A 16,892-nucleotide genomic window follows, 5' to 3' on the forward strand; every position below is an offset into this window, starting at 1 on the left:
GTTCAGAGGTGGATTAACGGAGTTCAGAGGTGGATTAACGGAGTTCAGAGGTGCATTAATGGAGTTCAGAGGTGCATTAATGGAGTTCAGAGGTGCATTAATGGAGTTCAGAGGTGCATTAATGGAGTTCAGAGGTGGATGAATAAGTCTTTGAGCTTAATACCTCAAGTTCTAACTCCTCCTGATAGACTCAAAATCACCCAATCCACTCACAATTACGAATTACGAATTATTTCCTCTGTGTTTTTCTAAAATCTTTTCGGCTCTAGGTTTATAAATGAGATGAAATAATGTTTCCATATAGCGATCTCTGGCTTCGTTATTTTCTGGTGCAACAAAGTTCCAAAAAGTAAACATTTTTGCCAGTAGTAGTAATTGATTACTATGTAAATGCCAATTGTATCGGTTATGAATTCGCTGACTCATCCATTCTGAGACTTCGTACCAATGTTCAGGATGAGTATTGCATTGTTCAATAAAATCTAAAATTTTCTTTGCTGTTTCTTCTAAATCTGTAGGATTAACATTAAATTCCTCCTCTTGGTTTTCGATAATTTCTAAAGAACCACCAAATTGAGTAGCAAAAGTTGGTAAGCCAGAAATCATTGCTTCCAAAATGCTCCGCCCAAAGGATTCAAACCGGGCAAAGTGGATATAAAATCCCTGAGAATCTGCAACTACTCGGTAGGCTTCGCCAAGGTTATTGCTAGGAATACGCATCCCCAGCCAGCGAATCTTACTATGGAGATGATATTGATCAATAATATTGTGGAGTTTTTGGATTTCTTCTGCTTCTTCTGGGTTTGTAGCTTCATCAGGATGCAGTTTACTACTCAACAGGATCAGGTTACAATGCTCTTGCAACGCCTGACTTTGACCAAAGCACTCAGCTAATCCCGCGAGGTTTTTAATTGAACTGATGGAACTAACGGAAAAAATTGGTCGCTTATTGGGGCTATCTAAATAACCCAATATTTGGGGATCTTCGCGGGTAAAAAGTAAGTCGTGAATTTCTGTACAAATGTTAGAATCTCGGTTTTCTTTCTGGTTATAGGGAAAGAAAATACGTTCATTTACCCCCGGTGGTACTAAGTTGAATTTAGGACTAAACAAATCAATCCCATCAACTACGTGATACAACTGCGGCATCGTAAAGCATTTATATGATTCGTATTGACCTATGCTATCTGGTGTACCGACAATTTCTTGATAGGAGGACGTAATGATAAAGTCGGCTGCATTCATGCTAATTAAATCAGCAGTGAATTGTGCCGAGAAGTGGTATTTATCTTCTAAATCTTGCCAATATAAATTACTAAATAGATATTTAGGCTTTTCTAAAGAATGGGCAATATTGCACTGGGTAACTTTCATCCGGCGAGATAAAAGAGAAGCCACTAAGTTACCGTCGCTGTAATTGCCAATAAGAAGATTAGGTTTACCTTTAAATTGAGTTAGTAACTCTTTTTCTGCATCTAAAGCAAATTGTTCTAAATAAGGCCAAATGTCAAATTTAGAAATCCAATTGTTCGTAATTTCTGGATTGAATTCACCAAAAGGAACGCGCAATATCCAAGCATTTTCAGTATCTTGGACTTTTTCTAGGGGTAGGTAGCAAAATGTTCCTTCACAGTTGGGAATTAATCGGGTGAGAATAATTACATGGGGTTTGATACCTAGCTGGTCTAGTCCAGCGAGTTTAATTTGTTCACACAGTTCGTTTTCTAAGCTGCGAGCTTGTTCTAGGACGTAGATAACTTGACTGAGTGTTTCATCTCTTCCGACAACATCTTCCTGTCCAACCCAACCGTGGATGGAAATGAGGACGACACGAAAAACGGCGGGGACGCGGGCGACAAATGCTTCTAATATGCCAGGTTCTGGAGAATAAATGAGTCGGTCGAGGAGTTCTAGGGTTTCGGATACTCGCGCCGCAGTGTTACCCCAACCCGGCTCAAAGCCGAGTTCTTCGAGATCAAAGCGGAATTTTTCATAAGGTTCATCAGGCGATCGCTCATTCAGTAAATTAAGTGCTAACTTAATTTGTTTGGCTAACTGAATACCAGAGGGAATGCGATCGCTCAACAGCAGCCGAATCCCATCATGTTGTAGCCCCTGTAATGCTTTAAACAACATTTCTACCCAATATTCAGGGTCAGCCAACAATTGATTGCACAGGTAACGGTTCAGGTAGGCTAAACCTTGACCAATATTCCTAGGGTCATCGATTCTTGGAGAATCCTCGTAAAAGGGGTGGAGGTCAATTTCGAGGATACCGGCTTGGTAGCGGTTGACTAAGCGATCTCTTACATCTAACAGCGCTGGTTGCGTCATCTGCTCGAAGCTATTCAAATCAGCTGTCAATCGCCAAACTTCCTGGTTAGCGATCGTGGGTCGAATCACGAACCAGATATTTTCCTCTTCGATAATTATTTCGTGAGTGTACTGTATCAGTTTGCCAATAGAAGAAGAGTGGTAAAAATAGGCTGGTTTTTGGGATTCATGACAGTAATCGGCAAAAGCCTGCAAAATCTCATTTCTCAGAAAATAACCCTTACCTGAAGCACTCAACGCAAAAATCAACTGATGTAGAGCAGTTTTTTCATCACCGTTGAAGACAGCTTGAACTAGTTCATACATGATGACGAATTCCAAAACTTTAGCTAGTCCACGACCTCATTAGTTTTCTTCAGTCTCCGGTTCTATGAGGTACATTTCCCACCTAATAGTAGGTAACTATAAAAACTATGCGCGTCTAGCTATGGGATGAAACCTTACGAGGACTTCAAATCTATGGGATGAGGGAGTTACCTGGATTTCTCACTTGTGAGAAATCCAGGAGTGTGGGAGGTGTGGGAGGATGGGGAAGAAATCTGACCCCGCACACTTCCCACACTCCCGACATTCCTCTGCCTACACTATGCGTGAGAAATCCGGAGTTAATTATTTGTCATTTGTGAGCAGAGAAGAACTTTTTGTTTGCTCCCATACCTAATCCCCAATTAAAAAAACTGTCAATTTGGCTGGAGTAACAGCAAAGACAGATTATTCTATGTATAGTAGTTAGTTCTCAATCAGGCATAAAACACTATTTTCGATCAAGCAATACAGCCAAATTTGAGCGATCGCTAGTAGAAAATTACTCCATAAATAAGTTAAGTAGGTTGGCGCAATTAAAGCTAACTGGTGAAGGCTGTCATTTGTCCTACCCTGCGGGAAGCCGCAGAAGCGTCTATGTCATTGGTCATTAGTAAGGACTTTAAGCCTATTTACGTTTCGTAATATACTTGGGTTTTTCCGCGCCAACTTACTTAAATCCAGCAAGTTTTAGCATAATCAAACTCAATGTAAGCAGATTAAATGCTGGTAAAACAGTCACTGCTAATATTAGCATCCGTCGTCGTTGTATTGCAGACATACTACTTTGCCCAATTCCTGCAACAGCTTATGGTGGCATAAGCACATAATTAATTCTGTTAGCGGATAGCTAAGGTTTAGCCCATTATGACTCCTGAATCCTAAATTATTTCTATTAAAAATAAATTTAATTGATAACTATATTAAGCCTAAATTAACAACTTTTTGCAGGGCTTTGTCAAAAGTTATGCCTTGTTTGATGGCGATATACAACAATACTATTGCGGCAGAACGAATTGAATTATCGCAATGTATCAGAGCCGGTTTGGGTAATTCAGCGATCGCTTGATATATCTGAAGCATACTTTGATGATTAATGTCTTCAGTTTTAGTTGGGAAGTTAACGTAGTACAATCCCAAAAACTCAGTCTTTTCCTGTTCGTCAGCTAGTAAGCCTGTTTCATCGGGTAAACGTAAGTTCAATACAGACCTATAACCCTCATCAGCTACTTGTTTTAGCTGGTCTAGTGTAATTTGTCCAGCGATCGCTAACTGATCGTTAATCTTTCTAACAATATTCATTAGCTACATTTATCCCATTTTATCAATGTTGGCCACTCTCTAAATTTAAGAAAACAATTTGAGGAACTTGTGAGGTATTGGGAATTGGGAATTAATTCTTAGCAATACACAATACCTAGTTACAACACTTAACTCATAACTCTACACTGCCTCTAAATAAGTTGTGTAAACTTTTCAATAAGTCTTTGGCCGTATAGGGTTTCGATAAAACTGCTTTCACATTAGCATCAAAAGCCTCAGCCAAGACTTCCATCGAGTTCAGTCCGCTACAGGCAATAATTTTAACCTGGTTGTTCATTTTTTGCAGGGTGCGAATAGCGGTGATTCCGTCCATCTCCGGCATCATTATATCCATCAGCACGGCATTGATTTCATGCTTATATTGGGCATAGAGTGCGATCGCCTCTATGCCATTACTGGCAGCGAGTATCCTATAGTTATAGTTTTCTAAAATGATTGCAGCAATCTCCCGAATTTGTGCTTCATCATCTACAACTAAAATTACTTCTCCCTCTCCTGGAACGACATCCAGTTCTTCTATCTTGAATGCTTGAGTTGCTTCCACTGCTGGTAAAAACAGATCAAATTTGCTGCCTTTACCAACATTGGTAGACACTTTGATAAAACCGGCATGGCTTTTAATGATGCCTAGCACTGTTGAAAGTCCGAGTCCTGTACCTGTGTTGACTTCTTTTGTAGTGAAAAATGGCTCAAAAATTCTATCTAATATTTCTGGCGGTATCCCAACTCCGTTATCGGCAACGGTAATCATAATGTAATGCCCAACTTGGGCATCGAGATTCATTCTGGTGTAGGCTTCATCAATAAACTTATTTTCTACAGAAATTGTGATCTTGCCACCATCTGGTAAAGCATCGCGGGCATTTAATACCAGATTCATCAACACTTGATGCAGCTGTGTGATGTCCCCATTGATCGCCCAAGTGTCTTCTGGGATAATCGTGGACAATTCAATAGATTTGGGAAATGTTTCTTTAACGATTTGGATAATTTCTGAAATCAGATACTTAACTTGGATAATTATCCGCTCTCCTTTATATCCTCGCGCAAATGATAAGACTTGCTTTACTAAAGCTGCTCCACGTTGGGCGTTGCTTTCTACAAGTGCTAGCAGTTGTCCAGACCGCTCTTCGTCTTGGAAAAATTTTCCTTGTATCAATTGGGCTGCCGCCAAAATTGGTGTGAATATATTGTTTAAATCGTGGGCAATACCACCTGCAAGGATACCAATACTTTCCAATCGTTGAGCGCGAAAGAACTGTTCTTCAAGTTGTTTCTTTTCGGTGATGTCAGTGTCAACACTCAGAATAGATTTAGGTTTTCCTTCAGGATCGCGCATTAATGTCCATCGGCTTTGCACAACAATTTCCTTACCGGATTTTGTCACTTTAGATAACTCACCTTGCCACGAGCCACTCTCAATTACACTTTTTAGCGGTACTTCCAGTTGGTGATGGGTTCCTGCTCGGTACAAAATTTCCCGGAGGTCTTTTCCTCTAACCTCTGTAGAGAGCCAACCGAACATCCGCTCTGCACCTTTATTCCAAACTAATATTTGAGATTGGAAATCTCTAACTAATATGGCATCAGTGGCGATATCAAGTAGAGCGGCTTGTTCAGAAATTTTTTGTTCGGCCAGCTTGCGCTCAGTGACATCCCTATTTGTGCCGATCATCCGAATCGGTTGACCGATTTCATTATAGTAAGCCTGACCTTTGCAGTTTAACCAGTGTAGGCTGCCGTCGGGCCAGATAATCCGATACTCTATAGATCCCTGTCCTTCCTCAATTATCCGAGCTATATTCGCAGCTACAGCTTTCTGGTCTTCTGGATGGATTAAATTGAGATAGTCTTCAAAGGTTGGGCACAAGGTGTTGATCGGCAGACCATAAAGTGGCCCCATATTGGCAGACCAAATAGCAGTATTGGCGATCAGGTTCCGATCCCATATACCCATTTGGGCTGCTTCGGTAGCTAAACTCAATCGCGTTTCACTTTCTCGCAATGACTCTTCGGCCAATTTACGCTCGGTGATATCTTCGGCGATGCCACCATAAAACTGAACTTCTCTTTGGTCATTATAAACAGTAAAGCTCCGATCCCAAATCCAGCGCACCGATCCATCAGGTCGCAAAATTCGGTATTCTGCTGAAGTTGGCTCACCACTAAGTTGTTGCTTTGCTGCTTTGTTGGTTAGTTCACGATCATCTGGATGAACGTAGTCTATCCAAGACTCAGATTGCTCTAATAGACTTTGGCAAGAGCGACCCCAAATTTTTTCATAGGCAGGACTAACGTACAAGGTTCGGAATGAATCAGGGCTGGCAATCCAGATGACTGCGTGGGTATTTTCAGCAAAAGTGTGAAATTTCTCCTCGCTTTGGTATAGTGCGGCTTCGGCAAGTTGGCGTTGGTGTAACGCGGCTTGCTGTTCGGTAATATCTCTGCCTACTCCTTGGATTTCAACAATTTCCCCTTTGTCATTATGAATTGCGATCGCATTCCATTGAAAACAACGAATACCTTTAACTGTAAATATCAGTCGCTCAGAATTAGTCAAGGGTTGGGATGAAGATCCTAAAGCTGTGATATTCTTCATCACTTGAGGCAAGTCATCTGGGTGAAAAAACTGCCAAAATGACTGACCATGATACTCATCTTTTTTCCAGCCAAAGGTTTGACAGGCAGCCATATTAGCAAAGGTAATCTGCCCCTGCAAATCAATGCGGATAACTATGTCAATTTGACTTTCCACTAGTTGGCGATAGAGGTTTTCGCTTTGCCGTAATGCAAATTCTGCGCGTTGGCGCTCCAATTCTACTAGCTCACGGGCAACAGACAACTCTTCGTTTTGTTCGCGCAGTTCTTCTAGAGCTAGCTGAAGTTCCTGATTAACTTGCATGATTTCAGCCGATTGTGCCTCAACCCATACTTTTAAGTGATTTTGAGTTTGGCTGCGGACTTGCTCTATCTCAATTGGCTGATTAACCCGTCTGAATTCATCTGTAGGTTTTTGTAAATATTCTTGCAAGCCTTCCACTACCCCAACCATTTTTACCAAGTCAAATGCTTGTAGCAGACTAGCCTGGGTAATGATTCCTAGTAACTGCCCGCGATCGTCCAAAACGGGCAAATAGTCAGTTTGATGCTGACGCAATAATGATAAGGCAATGAAAATATCATTAGAATCTGATTGTCTAAGGGTAACTACTGGCTGTGTCATCACTTCAGCCATTGTCAGCGTCGATAAGTCTACTCCAGAAGCAACAAGTCTGATTACATCCTTTTCTGTAAAAATACCTAATAATCTTCCTGCCTCCAAAACGAAGATGCAACTAGTGAGTGGTTGAGTTCTAAAGCCTAAATCTAATGTATTTAAACTAACAGGTGCATAATTCCTAGCTATTTCTTGACTCATTAAGGCAACAGCTTCGACTACAAAACTATCAATGCTAATCGTTAAGAAAAAACGATTAATAACATTATTTAAGCTAGGTATGTTAATCAGATGATCGTTGAATCGCATAGTTAATTCGTCAATTATAATGACCTTTTTGATATCAGTACAAAATAATATAACCTAGAGTCAGTAAAATTTTAATTTTCAAGAATTATTTTGCTGCAATTCCTAATCAATCAATTATTGGCCCTATAAACCTTATAAGACCTAACACAGGCGACACGATGCACAAGTTAGTAGCTAAACCAGGAAGTTGATAGAATTTTATAATTGCTAAACTCAGTCTATTATCAAATTAGAGATAGACTATCTGCTATTTCAAGAGATTACTCAATTGCTAATCTTGGTAGTCTTATACCAATTTTTTATGAAGCTGCATAGAATTTGATCCCCCCTAGCCCACTTAAAAAGGAGAGAACCGGAAAAACATTTATCAAAGTCCCCCAATTTATCGGGGGATTTAGCAGGGTGGTTTCATACAGCCAGAGAAAAACTAAAACCGGGTTTCAAAGCCTCTTGACCTTTCGGGGAGAGGAATGGAAGTGAGGTAAAAGCAAAGCCACAAAACAAGAAATAAAAACTTATGTATTTTTCTTTTTTCGTATGAAACTGCCCTGCAATTTATCGGGGGATTTAGGGGGATCAAGATATGTGCAACTTTACATTAAATTGGTATTATGAGTATGAAATCTTTGAAATTAATTGAAGAGTGTAAAGATTAAAACCCTGCTCCCGAATATTTGTACTTTTGGCTTTTATTGATAAGGCTCCAGCCACACTTTCAAGAGACGAAAGCCATAAAGAAAAAGGGTTTGACTATTTTTATTGAATCAGGGCGAGTTGTACGCCACCAGTAAGGCTCCTCTTAAGCCTTATATTTATAGATAATTAGAGGATTTCTCAATAATCTAAAGTTATTACTGAAAAAGTATGTATAAATATTGCAAAAATATTAAGTATCTTAAATTTCTTCACAAGTTCCTCATTTTTTTAAACTATATTCAAAATATAAACAAGTTGTTTTAAATATCTACGTGTTTGTCAACTGACTACTCTAATTATCAATAACACTTTTATTAACAGGTTTGAGAAAAATATGAATTACTGTCCTTGCTGTTCAAGCTTACTTTTAGAACATATACGCGGTGCAGATAGTTACTGGTTTTGTCGCCACTGCTGGCAAGAAATGCCAGTTTATAACCTGAACGAATCCAGTTTATTCACCGAAGCTGTCATAGGGAAAATGCCTAGGAAGGCTCAAAAAGAAAAATGTAGAAATAATACTGTTTACGCAAGCCAATGGCAACCTATCAAAGAATGGATAAAGCTACAAGATTTATCTGCCTAATCTCGCCTTATTGGGATTGTTTTAGTACAATTTGTTTCTCAGCAATTCCAGTAAGCAATTGTCACAAAATGTAAATCTATAGTTCAACCATGAGGTATTAACTGACACGGCTAGAAATATCAAAGTCTAAAAAAGCTTGATTTTCGATTGTTCTCTCATTTATTGCCTCTACATAGGAATGGCTAATAGATCCCTTGCCTTTAGTCAGCCATTAACAATTTGTAATTCGTAATGAATGATGTTAGCACTGGTTCTCTGCTATTCTCCAGCACCTAACCCATTCATTAAGATTTATTGTTGACTTCAATAATCTCTTGTAGGACTTACGAAAACAATAGTCAAAACCCTGATTCTCTGGTAGGGGCAATTCATATAGACGCAAAGCGGCTACTCTTACGAGAACGCTTTCAGCGAACCCGCAGTGTATTGCCACGACAATATGTAGTTGTGCGTAAATCCTATTTTGTTTAAAACCCTCGACTCAATTCGGGGGTTTTAAATGCTGAAAAATGAATTTTTAATTTTGATTTTATCGGGATACTGCTAATGGGGTACTGCTTCTAGATGCAGCCTGTATCATCTTCCCAAGATTCATGATTGAGTAAGTCGATAATTCTATCTCTAAGTAGAAATTCGTTTTTTTCTAACTCAAGTTCAAAATTAATCCAGTCACGATGAGGAATATATTTACATAGTGTATAAATCGGCTGCTGACGGTTAACAAGTCTCTTTTTAACAAGTTGAAGTGCTTCTTCCTTGATAACTTTGATGTCGTATTTAACCGTAGTGTTCATAGGTTGTTCCTTTATTTTCAATCAAGGAATTCAGAATCAAAACAATAGTTTCTTTGACTCTACCTTAAACTTATCAAATAAATTGGCGAAAATTGTGAAGAATCAAGACATTAACTCTTGCTGGAAGTTAGATATCTCAGTAATATACTCTTTGAGTTTCCCAGTATACCCTCTCAAGAAAGATGTTTGCAGAGTAGAAACGCTCACAGAATAAGCTGTAAATATCAGATGTAGCAATACTTGTCGGGTTTTGAGGAATGGGGAAAGAAAAACCTTTAACCTAAACCCAGTAATCTTTTCCCCAAACCCAATGCCGATTTAAAAATGCTTTACCCGAGCAGTATTGTCAGATGTAGATACTTTCTGGGCGACTTGCCAAAAGGTAGGTTACGGTAAATAACATTCTCTATAAAACTTATACTATGCTTTTGAATCTTGATAAAGTTCGTCAATATTTTCCTGCACTAGCTGGTGAATGGACTTTTTTTGATAATGCTGGCGGGTCACAAACTCTAAAAAGAGTAGTAGATAGAATTAGCGAATTTCTCCTGAGTTCTGATGTCCAGTTGGGAGCTTCTTATGCAGTTTCTCAACTTGCGGGAGAAAGATTAGCTTTAGCGACTAGGGGAATGGCTACTTTGATTAATGCCAATTCTTCTAAAGAAGTAGTGATGGGACCATCTACGACAATGATGTTGAAAGTTCTCTCAATTTGTCTGGGTCAAACCTTTACATCTGGTGATGAGATTATTGTTACTAATTGTGACCATGAAGCCAATATTGGTGCTTGGGTGGCTTTGGAAAAACAAGGAATTAAGGTTAAAGTGTGGCAAATTCGCCCAGATACCTTAGAACTTCATTTAGCAGATTTAGAACAATTGATGAGTCAGCGCACTAAATTAGTAACTTTGACTCATGCTTCTAATGTTTTGGGAACTATTAACCCGATCAAAGAAATTGCTACATTTGTACACGATCGCAACGCGATGATTTGTGTAGATGGTGTAGCTTATGCACCTCATAGATTAGTTGATGTGCAAGATTTGGATGTTGATTTTTATGCTTTGAGTTGTTATAAAGTCTACGGGCCTCACCATGCCTTACTTTACGGAAAAGAAGAACATTTATTAAGATTGCCCGGACTTAATCATTATTTTATTCAACAGACAGATATACCTTACAAATTTCAGTTAGGGAATGTCAATTTTGAATTAAGCTATGGAATGTTAGGCTTATGTGATTATTTATGTGAATTAGCACAACTGCACTACGGCGATAAAACTGCACCTGACTTGAGAAGTCAGATGATACAAGCATTTAATTTAATTAGCATACATGAAGAAGAACTTAGCGATCGCCTCTTAAGCTACCTCAACAGTAAGCCTAATGTCCGAGTAATTGGTCAATCCAAGGCTGACCGAGAATTCCGTGTACCGACTATATCTTTTGTAGTAGATGGAATGAATAGCTCAACCATTCCGGCAAAAATTGACCAACATTACATTGGGATTCGCTACGGAGACTTTTACGCTAAACGGCTTATTGAATACTTGGGGTTAGCCTCACAAGGTGGAATAGTCCGGGTGAGTATGGTACATTACAACACCCTTGAGGAAGTTAATAGTCTGATTGAAGCTTTTGAGCAGTTATTTTAAGATTGGGAATTCAAAAGAGGCAGAGGGGCAGGGAGCAGGGGGAAAACTCTTCTCCCTTGCTCCCTGTATCCCTACTTCCCATTAACTATTACTAAGCTGCAAAACTTGCACTTCTTCTTGTGGAGAAATTAATGTTTTACCCACCGGGAGAACAGCTAAAGCATTAGTTTGAGCCAAATTAATTAAATTTCCAGAACTGTGACTACCACCAGCTTTATGAAATTCATAAACACCATCAATTAAATGCAATTTACCCCAAAGGTAAGTTTCCCGCTTGCCATCTGATCGCAACTCATCATGCGATCGCACTTTCAAAAATACTGGTTCCCAACCTTCAGTAATTCCCGAAAGTTTCTTGATTGCTGGTAGCACAAACCGCCAAAATGTCACCAATACAGCCGCAGGGTTTCCTGGTAAACCAAAATAAAGTGGGCTTGCCGTGAGCGTAGCCGAACGGGAGTTTGTAGAGACGCGATTAATCGCGTCTGTATTGGGAAAAGTGGCGACAGTAAGGGGTTTCCCTGGTCTCATTTCCACAGATCGAATGTGGATTTTGGCTTTTAATGACTCTATAATTTTGTCAACATAGTCATAATCTCCCACTGAGACACCACCAGAAGAGAGAACTATATCAGCGATCGCAACGGCATGGGCAATAACTCTCTCCAGAGTAACTGGATCATCTTTCACAATGCCTAACAGTATTGGTTCTGCGCCACTCTCCTTTACCAAAGCTGCGATCGCATACTGATTAGAATCCACAATTTGCCCTGATTGCAACGGTTGATCAACAGTCACCAACTCATCACCGGTCGAAAAAATTGCCACACGCGGACGGCGGTAAACACTTAATTTTGGACACTGTGCTGCCGCCAATACAGCAATTTCTGAGGCATTTAGCTTAATTCCGGCTGGTAACAGTTGTGTTCCAGCTTGGTAAAAAGATGCTTTGTGTCTGACAAATTCTTGCGGTTTTGGTGTAGTTAGGATAAATACGCGATTTTCCTCGCGGCGTGTCCTCTCTTGGATAACTATAGTATCCGCACCAGTTGGAATCACCGCACCTGTGAAAATCCGCGCGGCTTCCCCTGATTGAATCGTAGATTTAGACTGATACCCAGCCGGAATATCTTCAACAATTTCTAAAACGGCTGGTTGTTCGGCGCTAGAGTGCTGCACATCTTCGTAGCGAACTGCGTAACCATCCATTGCCGAATTATCCCAATGGGGAAAATCTAACGGACTGGTGACAGGCATTGCCAAAATCCGGCTGTCGGCTGCCAATAAATCTACAACTTCTGTATCCCGTTGACAATCCAACGGTTGTACTAAATTTAAAATAATTGCTTGTGCATCGCTGACTGATACCATAGCGATCGCCTCCGACTTTTTCGTTGTAAAGTAACACTGAGTCTACTCTTAATTAACTTTGTACAGATTTCTATGAGCAGTCAATCCCAAACTACACACTGCTAGCAAACCAATAATTATGCTTCCTTCGGGGACTTTAGATACCTGAACTGAATTGTTGCTTAAATCTAGTATTTGCTTTGTGCCTGCTGCATCTCTATTGTTAAAACCAAATTCTTTCGCTAGAACCTCATCACTAAAACCTTCATCTATGAGTGCGAGATTATTATTAAGCCATGTGTCGCCAGGAAGCTCATCATCCTTGCCAACATCAAAGGGGCCAAAGATTTGCTGAGTAGTGCTATCAAAATTGAATCTCAAAAAGCCGTAGTTAGATACTCCACTCAGCACTGGAGTGAAACTATTTATCAAAGTACTAAATGGATCAAAGAAGGAAATTGAGAGAGACTGCAAATTCTTCGTAGCTCCCAAACCTGTTTCCGAAATGACGCTGGGAGCAGTTGTTGTATCGTAGTTAAATGAACCTTTAGCTGAATAACCAGTGTCTCCCTTCCAGTTAAAGTTAAACTCAGCAGCATCAGCTAGGTCGTGAGTGCTTATGGCGATCGCTAATACTAAAGCAGTAGTCGCCACCATCCTAATAGCTTTTTTAGCAAACAGATTTGTCATAGATACAACTTCCAAATAGGTTTTACAACAAAACAATACAATATTTTCCAAAAACAGACTCTTGTGGAATGGGCAACATGAATGCCCTAATTATGGAAATTTTCTGTGTAAGGGTTTAAAGGCCAAACCCAAGTCATCACCTTAATATAAAAAGCAGCAGCAATCATTATTCTCCAACCCCTAAATAAAAATACCTATTTTGTATGACTCTTGAACGACTTCCCCAAAAACATTATCCCAAGGCTGAAATAGGGCGGCGAGGTATGGCATTAGGGCTTGATTTCCTTGGTGTCTGGTTAGTCAGTTCTCTACTTGGAGGAGGCGATATCGGTATCCAATTTTTGCAAATCCTAGTTTTTGTAATATTTTGGCTGATTTTGCGGGTGCTAGTGGTATACAACAATCAAGGGCAAAGTTTAGGGCGTTGGGCGTTCGATTTAAAGGTGTTAGAAGTTGAAGATGGGGAAGTCGTGGGCAGAATTCCAGATTTGCTCTCGCTGGTAAAGCGAGAATCGATCATCGGCTTGGGTGCTTTATTAGTGTCAATTGCCCTGAGCAATATTAGAGCCAATCCCACTGCTATACTGCTAGTACTTCCCCTAGCAATTGATTGTGCGACTGCCTTCTCTGATACCCAGATGCGGCAGGCTTTACATGATCGCTATTGTGGAACTTTCATCGTTTCGTCGCGTCGTGGCTACTCGCTTGATATAAAAGTTAAAAGATTAGTTGAAAATATGCGGCGGAATGTGAGAAGATAGTCATTTGTGTTAATTCTCTTCAGGCTTCACTGTTTGTAAGATTATGGCTAAGAGTAAAGGTGCCCGCATTATTATCACACTAGAGTGTACTGAGTGCCGGACAAATTCAGATAAGCGTTCTGCTGGTGTTTCACGTTATACCAGTACCAAGAATCGCCGCAACACCACTAACAGGCTAGAACTGAAAAAGTTCTGCACCCACTGCAATAAACATACCGTTCACAAGGAAATTAAGTAGAGATGAGTTATTTCCGTCGTCGCCTTTCTCCGATCAAGCCAGGAGAACCAATCGATTATAAAGATGTTGATTTATTGCGTAAGTTTGTCACCGAGCGGGGTAAGATATTGCCACGGCGGATTACTGGGCTTACGTCTCAGCAACAGCGAGAGTTGACATTAGCAATTAAACGTTCGCGGATTGTGGCCTTATTGCCATTTATCAATGCAGAAGGCTAAAAAGAGGAGAGACGCGAATTAATCGCGTCTGTATCAGGAGAGACGCGATTATACTCTTACGAGAAGCCGCTCTTTGAGCGTCTACGCGTCTGTACAGGAGTTAAGAATCAAAACTCCTAACTCCTAACTCCTAACTTGAAACTATATTAAACTGTTCACCAAAATTAAAGTGCGAGAGTTGTGGAGAAGGGGACGCTAGTTGAATTTAGGGTTCAAGGCGATCGCCGTCTGGGGATCGTAGAACGTCCAGATGGGAAAACCCGCTGGTTTGTGGTAGACGATCGTGGTCAATCCCACAGCCTCGCGCCTAGACAAATAACTTATACAGTTACCGGACAGACCTACAAACCCTCTGAGATTGCCAGCTTTTTGGAGCAAGTCAGCCCTTATTTAGACCCATCTAGCTTAGAAGTAGCTTGGGAAATATTGGTTGAAGATGGGGAAACAATCACCCCAGCGCTTATGGCAAATCTGCTGTTTTCGGAATCAGCCGCGCCTCATTGTTACGCCGCCCATTGCTTGTTGTCAGACGACAAACTTTATTTCAAGCAAAAAGGAGACGCTTATGAAGCCCGAACTGCTGCTCAAGTGGCAGAACGTAAGCACCAGATGGAAGTAGAGGCATTAAAAGCTAAAGGACAGCAGGAATTTTTAACTCGTGTTGAGCAGGCGCTCAAAGGCGAAGCAGTAGAATGGCAGCGCCACGATCGCCAGCGTCTAGAAGGACTAGAAAAATACGCAGCGTTGCTTGCTGACACAGTGCGGACAGGAGTTAATTATGATTCCTTAGCTCGCGCTTATCCGCCAAGCGCTCCAGTATTAGAAACTATGACCATGCTGGGACGGCCCACAACGCCCCAAGGGGCCTTTCAACTATTAGTAGATTTGGGTTGCTGGAGTCCTTATGAAAACTTGTTCCTGCGTCGTTCTTCAATTCCGATTCAATTTCCTAATAAGGTGTTAGAAGTGGCGCAACAGCGTTTGGATTTCCCGCCGATTGACTCAGATACAAACCGCCTTGATCTGACTCACCTAAAGGTTTACACCATTGATGATGAAACTACCACAGAGATCGACGATGGTCTAAGTTGGGAAATTCTACCCGATGGACGGGAGCGCCTGTGGGTGCATATCGCCGATCCCACCAGATGGTTAGTGCCGGAAGATGAATTAGATTTGGAAGCCAGAAAGCGGGGTAGTACAGTCTACTTACCTACGGGGATGATTCCGATGTTCCCAGAGGTATTGGCAACTGGGCCAATGAGTCTGATCCAGGGACGGGTTTGTTGCGCCCTTAGTTTCGGAATTGTTTTAGGTACAACTGGGGGAGTAGAAGATTACAGCATTCATACCAGTTCCATTAAGCCGACTTATCGTCTCACCTACGAAGATGTAGATGAAATGCTGCAATTACGGGTACAGGCAGAACCAGAAATTGCTGCGATCGCAAGTTGGGCACAGAAGCGCAAAGCTTGGCGTTACGCTCAAGGGGCAATTAGCATCACAATGCCTGAAGCGATGATCAAAGTCAAAGGTGACGAGATCAACATTGATATTTTGGACGATTCCCCATCACGGCAAGTAGTCGCAGAAATGATGATTGTTGCCGGTGAAGTTGCGGCTCGTTATGGTAAAGCTCATAACATACCTTTACCCTTTCGCGGTCAGCCCCAACCGGAATTACCCCCAGAAGAAGAATTACTGCTACTTCCAGCCGGATTCGTTCGCGCTTGCGCCATGCGTCGTTGTATGCCCAAGAGTGAAATGAGCATTACGCCTCTGCGCCATGCTGGTTTGGGTTTGGATACCTACACCCAAGCAACCTCTCCCATCCGCCGCTACAGTGATTTGCTTACCCACTTTCAACTGAAAGCCCATTTGCGCGGTGAAGTTCTGCCATTTTCCGCAGATCAACTTAAAGAAGTGATGATGAATGTCACCAGCATTACCCAAGAGGTGACGATGGTAGAACGGCAAACCAATAGATATTATGCTCTAGAGTATTTACGCCGTCATCCAGAGGAAACTTGGGATGTAACTGTATTGATGTGGCTGCGAGAAGACAGCAACTTGGCCCTAATTTTGATCGAAGATTTAGGTTTGCAGTTACCAATGGTTTTCAAACGTTCTGTGAACTTGGGCGAACAGATAGTGGTGAAAGTTAGCCACGCCGATCCGCAAAAAGATATGATTCAATTTCAAGAAATAGTTTATCAAGAAGTTCAAACAGCGGCGAATTAACTCATTTGTCATTTGTAATACTTGTTATACCAATTTTTTATGAAGCTGCATAGAATTTTATCCCCCCTAGCCCCCCTTATTAAGCAGGGTGGTTTCATACAAAGAAAGAAAAAACTTTGTGCAGTTGATTGGAGAGGGCGCGTTGTGCTTGAGGAATAGTTCGGAAACGAAGTTTGC

Annotated in this window: 12 protein-coding genes; 6 read left to right on the forward strand and 6 right to left on the reverse strand. The window is 40.9% G+C overall.

Annotation, left to right across the window (positions count from 1 at the left end; translation table 11 throughout):
* Positions 1–222 precede the first annotated feature (222 nt).
* The 3 genes from V7K69_RS04695 to V7K69_RS04705 all read right to left on the reverse strand — a co-directional run bounded on the left by V7K69_RS04695 (position 223) and on the right by V7K69_RS04705 (position 7,486).
* Positions 223–2,640, reverse strand: coding sequence for a sucrose synthase (locus tag V7K69_RS04695; protein WP_335031884.1), 2,418 nt, complete (start codon positions 2,638–2,640; stop codon positions 223–225).
* A gap of 915 nt (positions 2,641–3,555) precedes the next feature.
* Entirely contained in the window at positions 3,556–3,939 is a 384-nt protein-coding gene (locus V7K69_RS04700) for a beta-lactamase hydrolase domain-containing protein (RefSeq protein ID WP_335031886.1), read from the reverse strand.
* Positions 3,940–4,072: 133 nt separating this feature from the next.
* Complete coding sequence (locus tag V7K69_RS04705; protein ID WP_335031888.1) at positions 4,073–7,486, reverse strand: PAS domain S-box protein; 3,414 nt, start codon at positions 7,484–7,486, stop codon at positions 4,073–4,075.
* A gap of 1,030 nt (positions 7,487–8,516) precedes the next feature.
* Here V7K69_RS04705 and V7K69_RS04710 point away from each other — a divergent pair.
* Positions 8,517–8,768 carry a hypothetical protein gene (locus V7K69_RS04710; protein ID WP_335031890.1) on the forward strand — a complete coding sequence of 84 codons (252 nt, stop codon included), beginning with the start codon at positions 8,517–8,519 and terminating at the stop codon, positions 8,766–8,768.
* Between the two features lie 560 nt (positions 8,769–9,328).
* Here the strand turns inward: V7K69_RS04710 and V7K69_RS04715 are convergent.
* Positions 9,329–9,562 carry a DUF4327 family protein gene (locus V7K69_RS04715; protein WP_335031892.1) on the reverse strand — a complete coding sequence of 78 codons (234 nt, stop codon included), beginning with the start codon at positions 9,560–9,562 and terminating at the stop codon, positions 9,329–9,331.
* Between the two features lie 422 nt (positions 9,563–9,984).
* On the opposite strand from V7K69_RS04715, the gene V7K69_RS04720 reads away from it, so the two are divergent.
* On the forward strand, positions 9,985–11,217 hold the full coding sequence (locus V7K69_RS04720; RefSeq protein WP_335031894.1) for a cysteine desulfurase-like protein: 1,233 nt from the start codon (positions 9,985–9,987) through the stop codon (positions 11,215–11,217).
* Between the two features lie 81 nt (positions 11,218–11,298).
* Here V7K69_RS04720 and V7K69_RS04725 read toward each other — a convergent pair whose 3' ends face one another.
* Entirely contained in the window at positions 11,299–12,588 is a 1,290-nt protein-coding gene (locus tag V7K69_RS04725; RefSeq protein WP_335031896.1) for a molybdopterin molybdotransferase MoeA, read from the reverse strand.
* Between the two features lie 48 nt (positions 12,589–12,636).
* Positions 12,637–13,257 carry a PEP-CTERM sorting domain-containing protein gene (locus V7K69_RS04730; RefSeq protein ID WP_335031898.1) on the reverse strand — a complete coding sequence of 207 codons (621 nt, stop codon included), beginning with the start codon at positions 13,255–13,257 and terminating at the stop codon, positions 12,637–12,639.
* A 203-nt stretch (positions 13,258–13,460) separates the two neighbouring features.
* Between V7K69_RS04730 and V7K69_RS04735 the strand changes: the two genes are divergently transcribed.
* The 4 genes from V7K69_RS04735 (at position 13,461) to V7K69_RS04750 (ending at position 16,715) form a co-directional block, all read left to right on the forward strand.
* A complete protein-coding gene (locus tag V7K69_RS04735; protein WP_335031900.1) occupies positions 13,461–14,018 on the forward strand; it encodes an RDD family protein in 558 nt (185 codons plus the stop codon).
* 43 nt (positions 14,019–14,061) lie between these two features.
* Positions 14,062–14,256 (forward strand): 50S ribosomal protein L33, encoded by a 195-nt coding sequence (gene rpmG / locus V7K69_RS04740; protein ID WP_012411241.1) that lies wholly within the window; start codon positions 14,062–14,064, stop codon positions 14,254–14,256.
* 2 nt (positions 14,257–14,258) lie between these two features.
* The gene (rpsR, locus tag V7K69_RS04745) at positions 14,259–14,474 is read left to right on the forward strand and encodes a 30S ribosomal protein S18 (protein WP_012411240.1); all 216 of its coding nucleotides are present in this window, start codon (positions 14,259–14,261) and stop codon (positions 14,472–14,474) included.
* Between the two features lie 180 nt (positions 14,475–14,654).
* Positions 14,655–16,715 carry a ribonuclease catalytic domain-containing protein gene (locus V7K69_RS04750; protein ID WP_335031902.1) on the forward strand — a complete coding sequence of 687 codons (2,061 nt, stop codon included), beginning with the start codon at positions 14,655–14,657 and terminating at the stop codon, positions 16,713–16,715.
* Positions 16,716–16,892: the final 177 nt, after the last annotated feature.

Origin of the sequence: Nostoc sp., from assembly GCF_036917775.1 — a bacterium.
In the GTDB taxonomy this organism is placed as follows: domain Bacteria; phylum Cyanobacteriota; class Cyanobacteriia; order Cyanobacteriales; family Nostocaceae; genus Nostoc.

Coding starts and splice junctions, on each gene's coding strand:
- V7K69_RS04705 (WP_335031888.1), bottom strand. CDS start 7,486: ATGCGATTCAACGATCATCTGATTAACATACCTAGCTTAAATAATGTT.
- V7K69_RS04720 (WP_335031894.1), top strand. CDS start 9,985: ATGCTTTTGAATCTTGATAAAGTTCGTCAATATTTTCCTGCACTAGCT.
- V7K69_RS04695 (WP_335031884.1), bottom strand. CDS start 2,640: ATGTATGAACTAGTTCAAGCTGTCTTCAACGGTGATGAAAAAACTGCT.
- V7K69_RS04735 (WP_335031900.1), top strand. CDS start 13,461: ATGACTCTTGAACGACTTCCCCAAAAACATTATCCCAAGGCTGAAATA.
- rpsR (WP_012411240.1), top strand. CDS start 14,259: ATGAGTTATTTCCGTCGTCGCCTTTCTCCGATCAAGCCAGGAGAACCA.
- V7K69_RS04725 (WP_335031896.1), bottom strand. CDS start 12,588: ATGGTATCAGTCAGCGATGCACAAGCAATTATTTTAAATTTAGTACAA.
- rpmG (WP_012411241.1), top strand. CDS start 14,062: ATGGCTAAGAGTAAAGGTGCCCGCATTATTATCACACTAGAGTGTACT.
- V7K69_RS04710 (WP_335031890.1), top strand. CDS start 8,517: ATGAATTACTGTCCTTGCTGTTCAAGCTTACTTTTAGAACATATACGC.
- V7K69_RS04730 (WP_335031898.1), bottom strand. CDS start 13,257: ATGACAAATCTGTTTGCTAAAAAAGCTATTAGGATGGTGGCGACTACT.
- V7K69_RS04700 (WP_335031886.1), bottom strand. CDS start 3,939: ATGAATATTGTTAGAAAGATTAACGATCAGTTAGCGATCGCTGGACAA.
- V7K69_RS04715 (WP_335031892.1), bottom strand. CDS start 9,562: ATGAACACTACGGTTAAATACGACATCAAAGTTATCAAGGAAGAAGCA.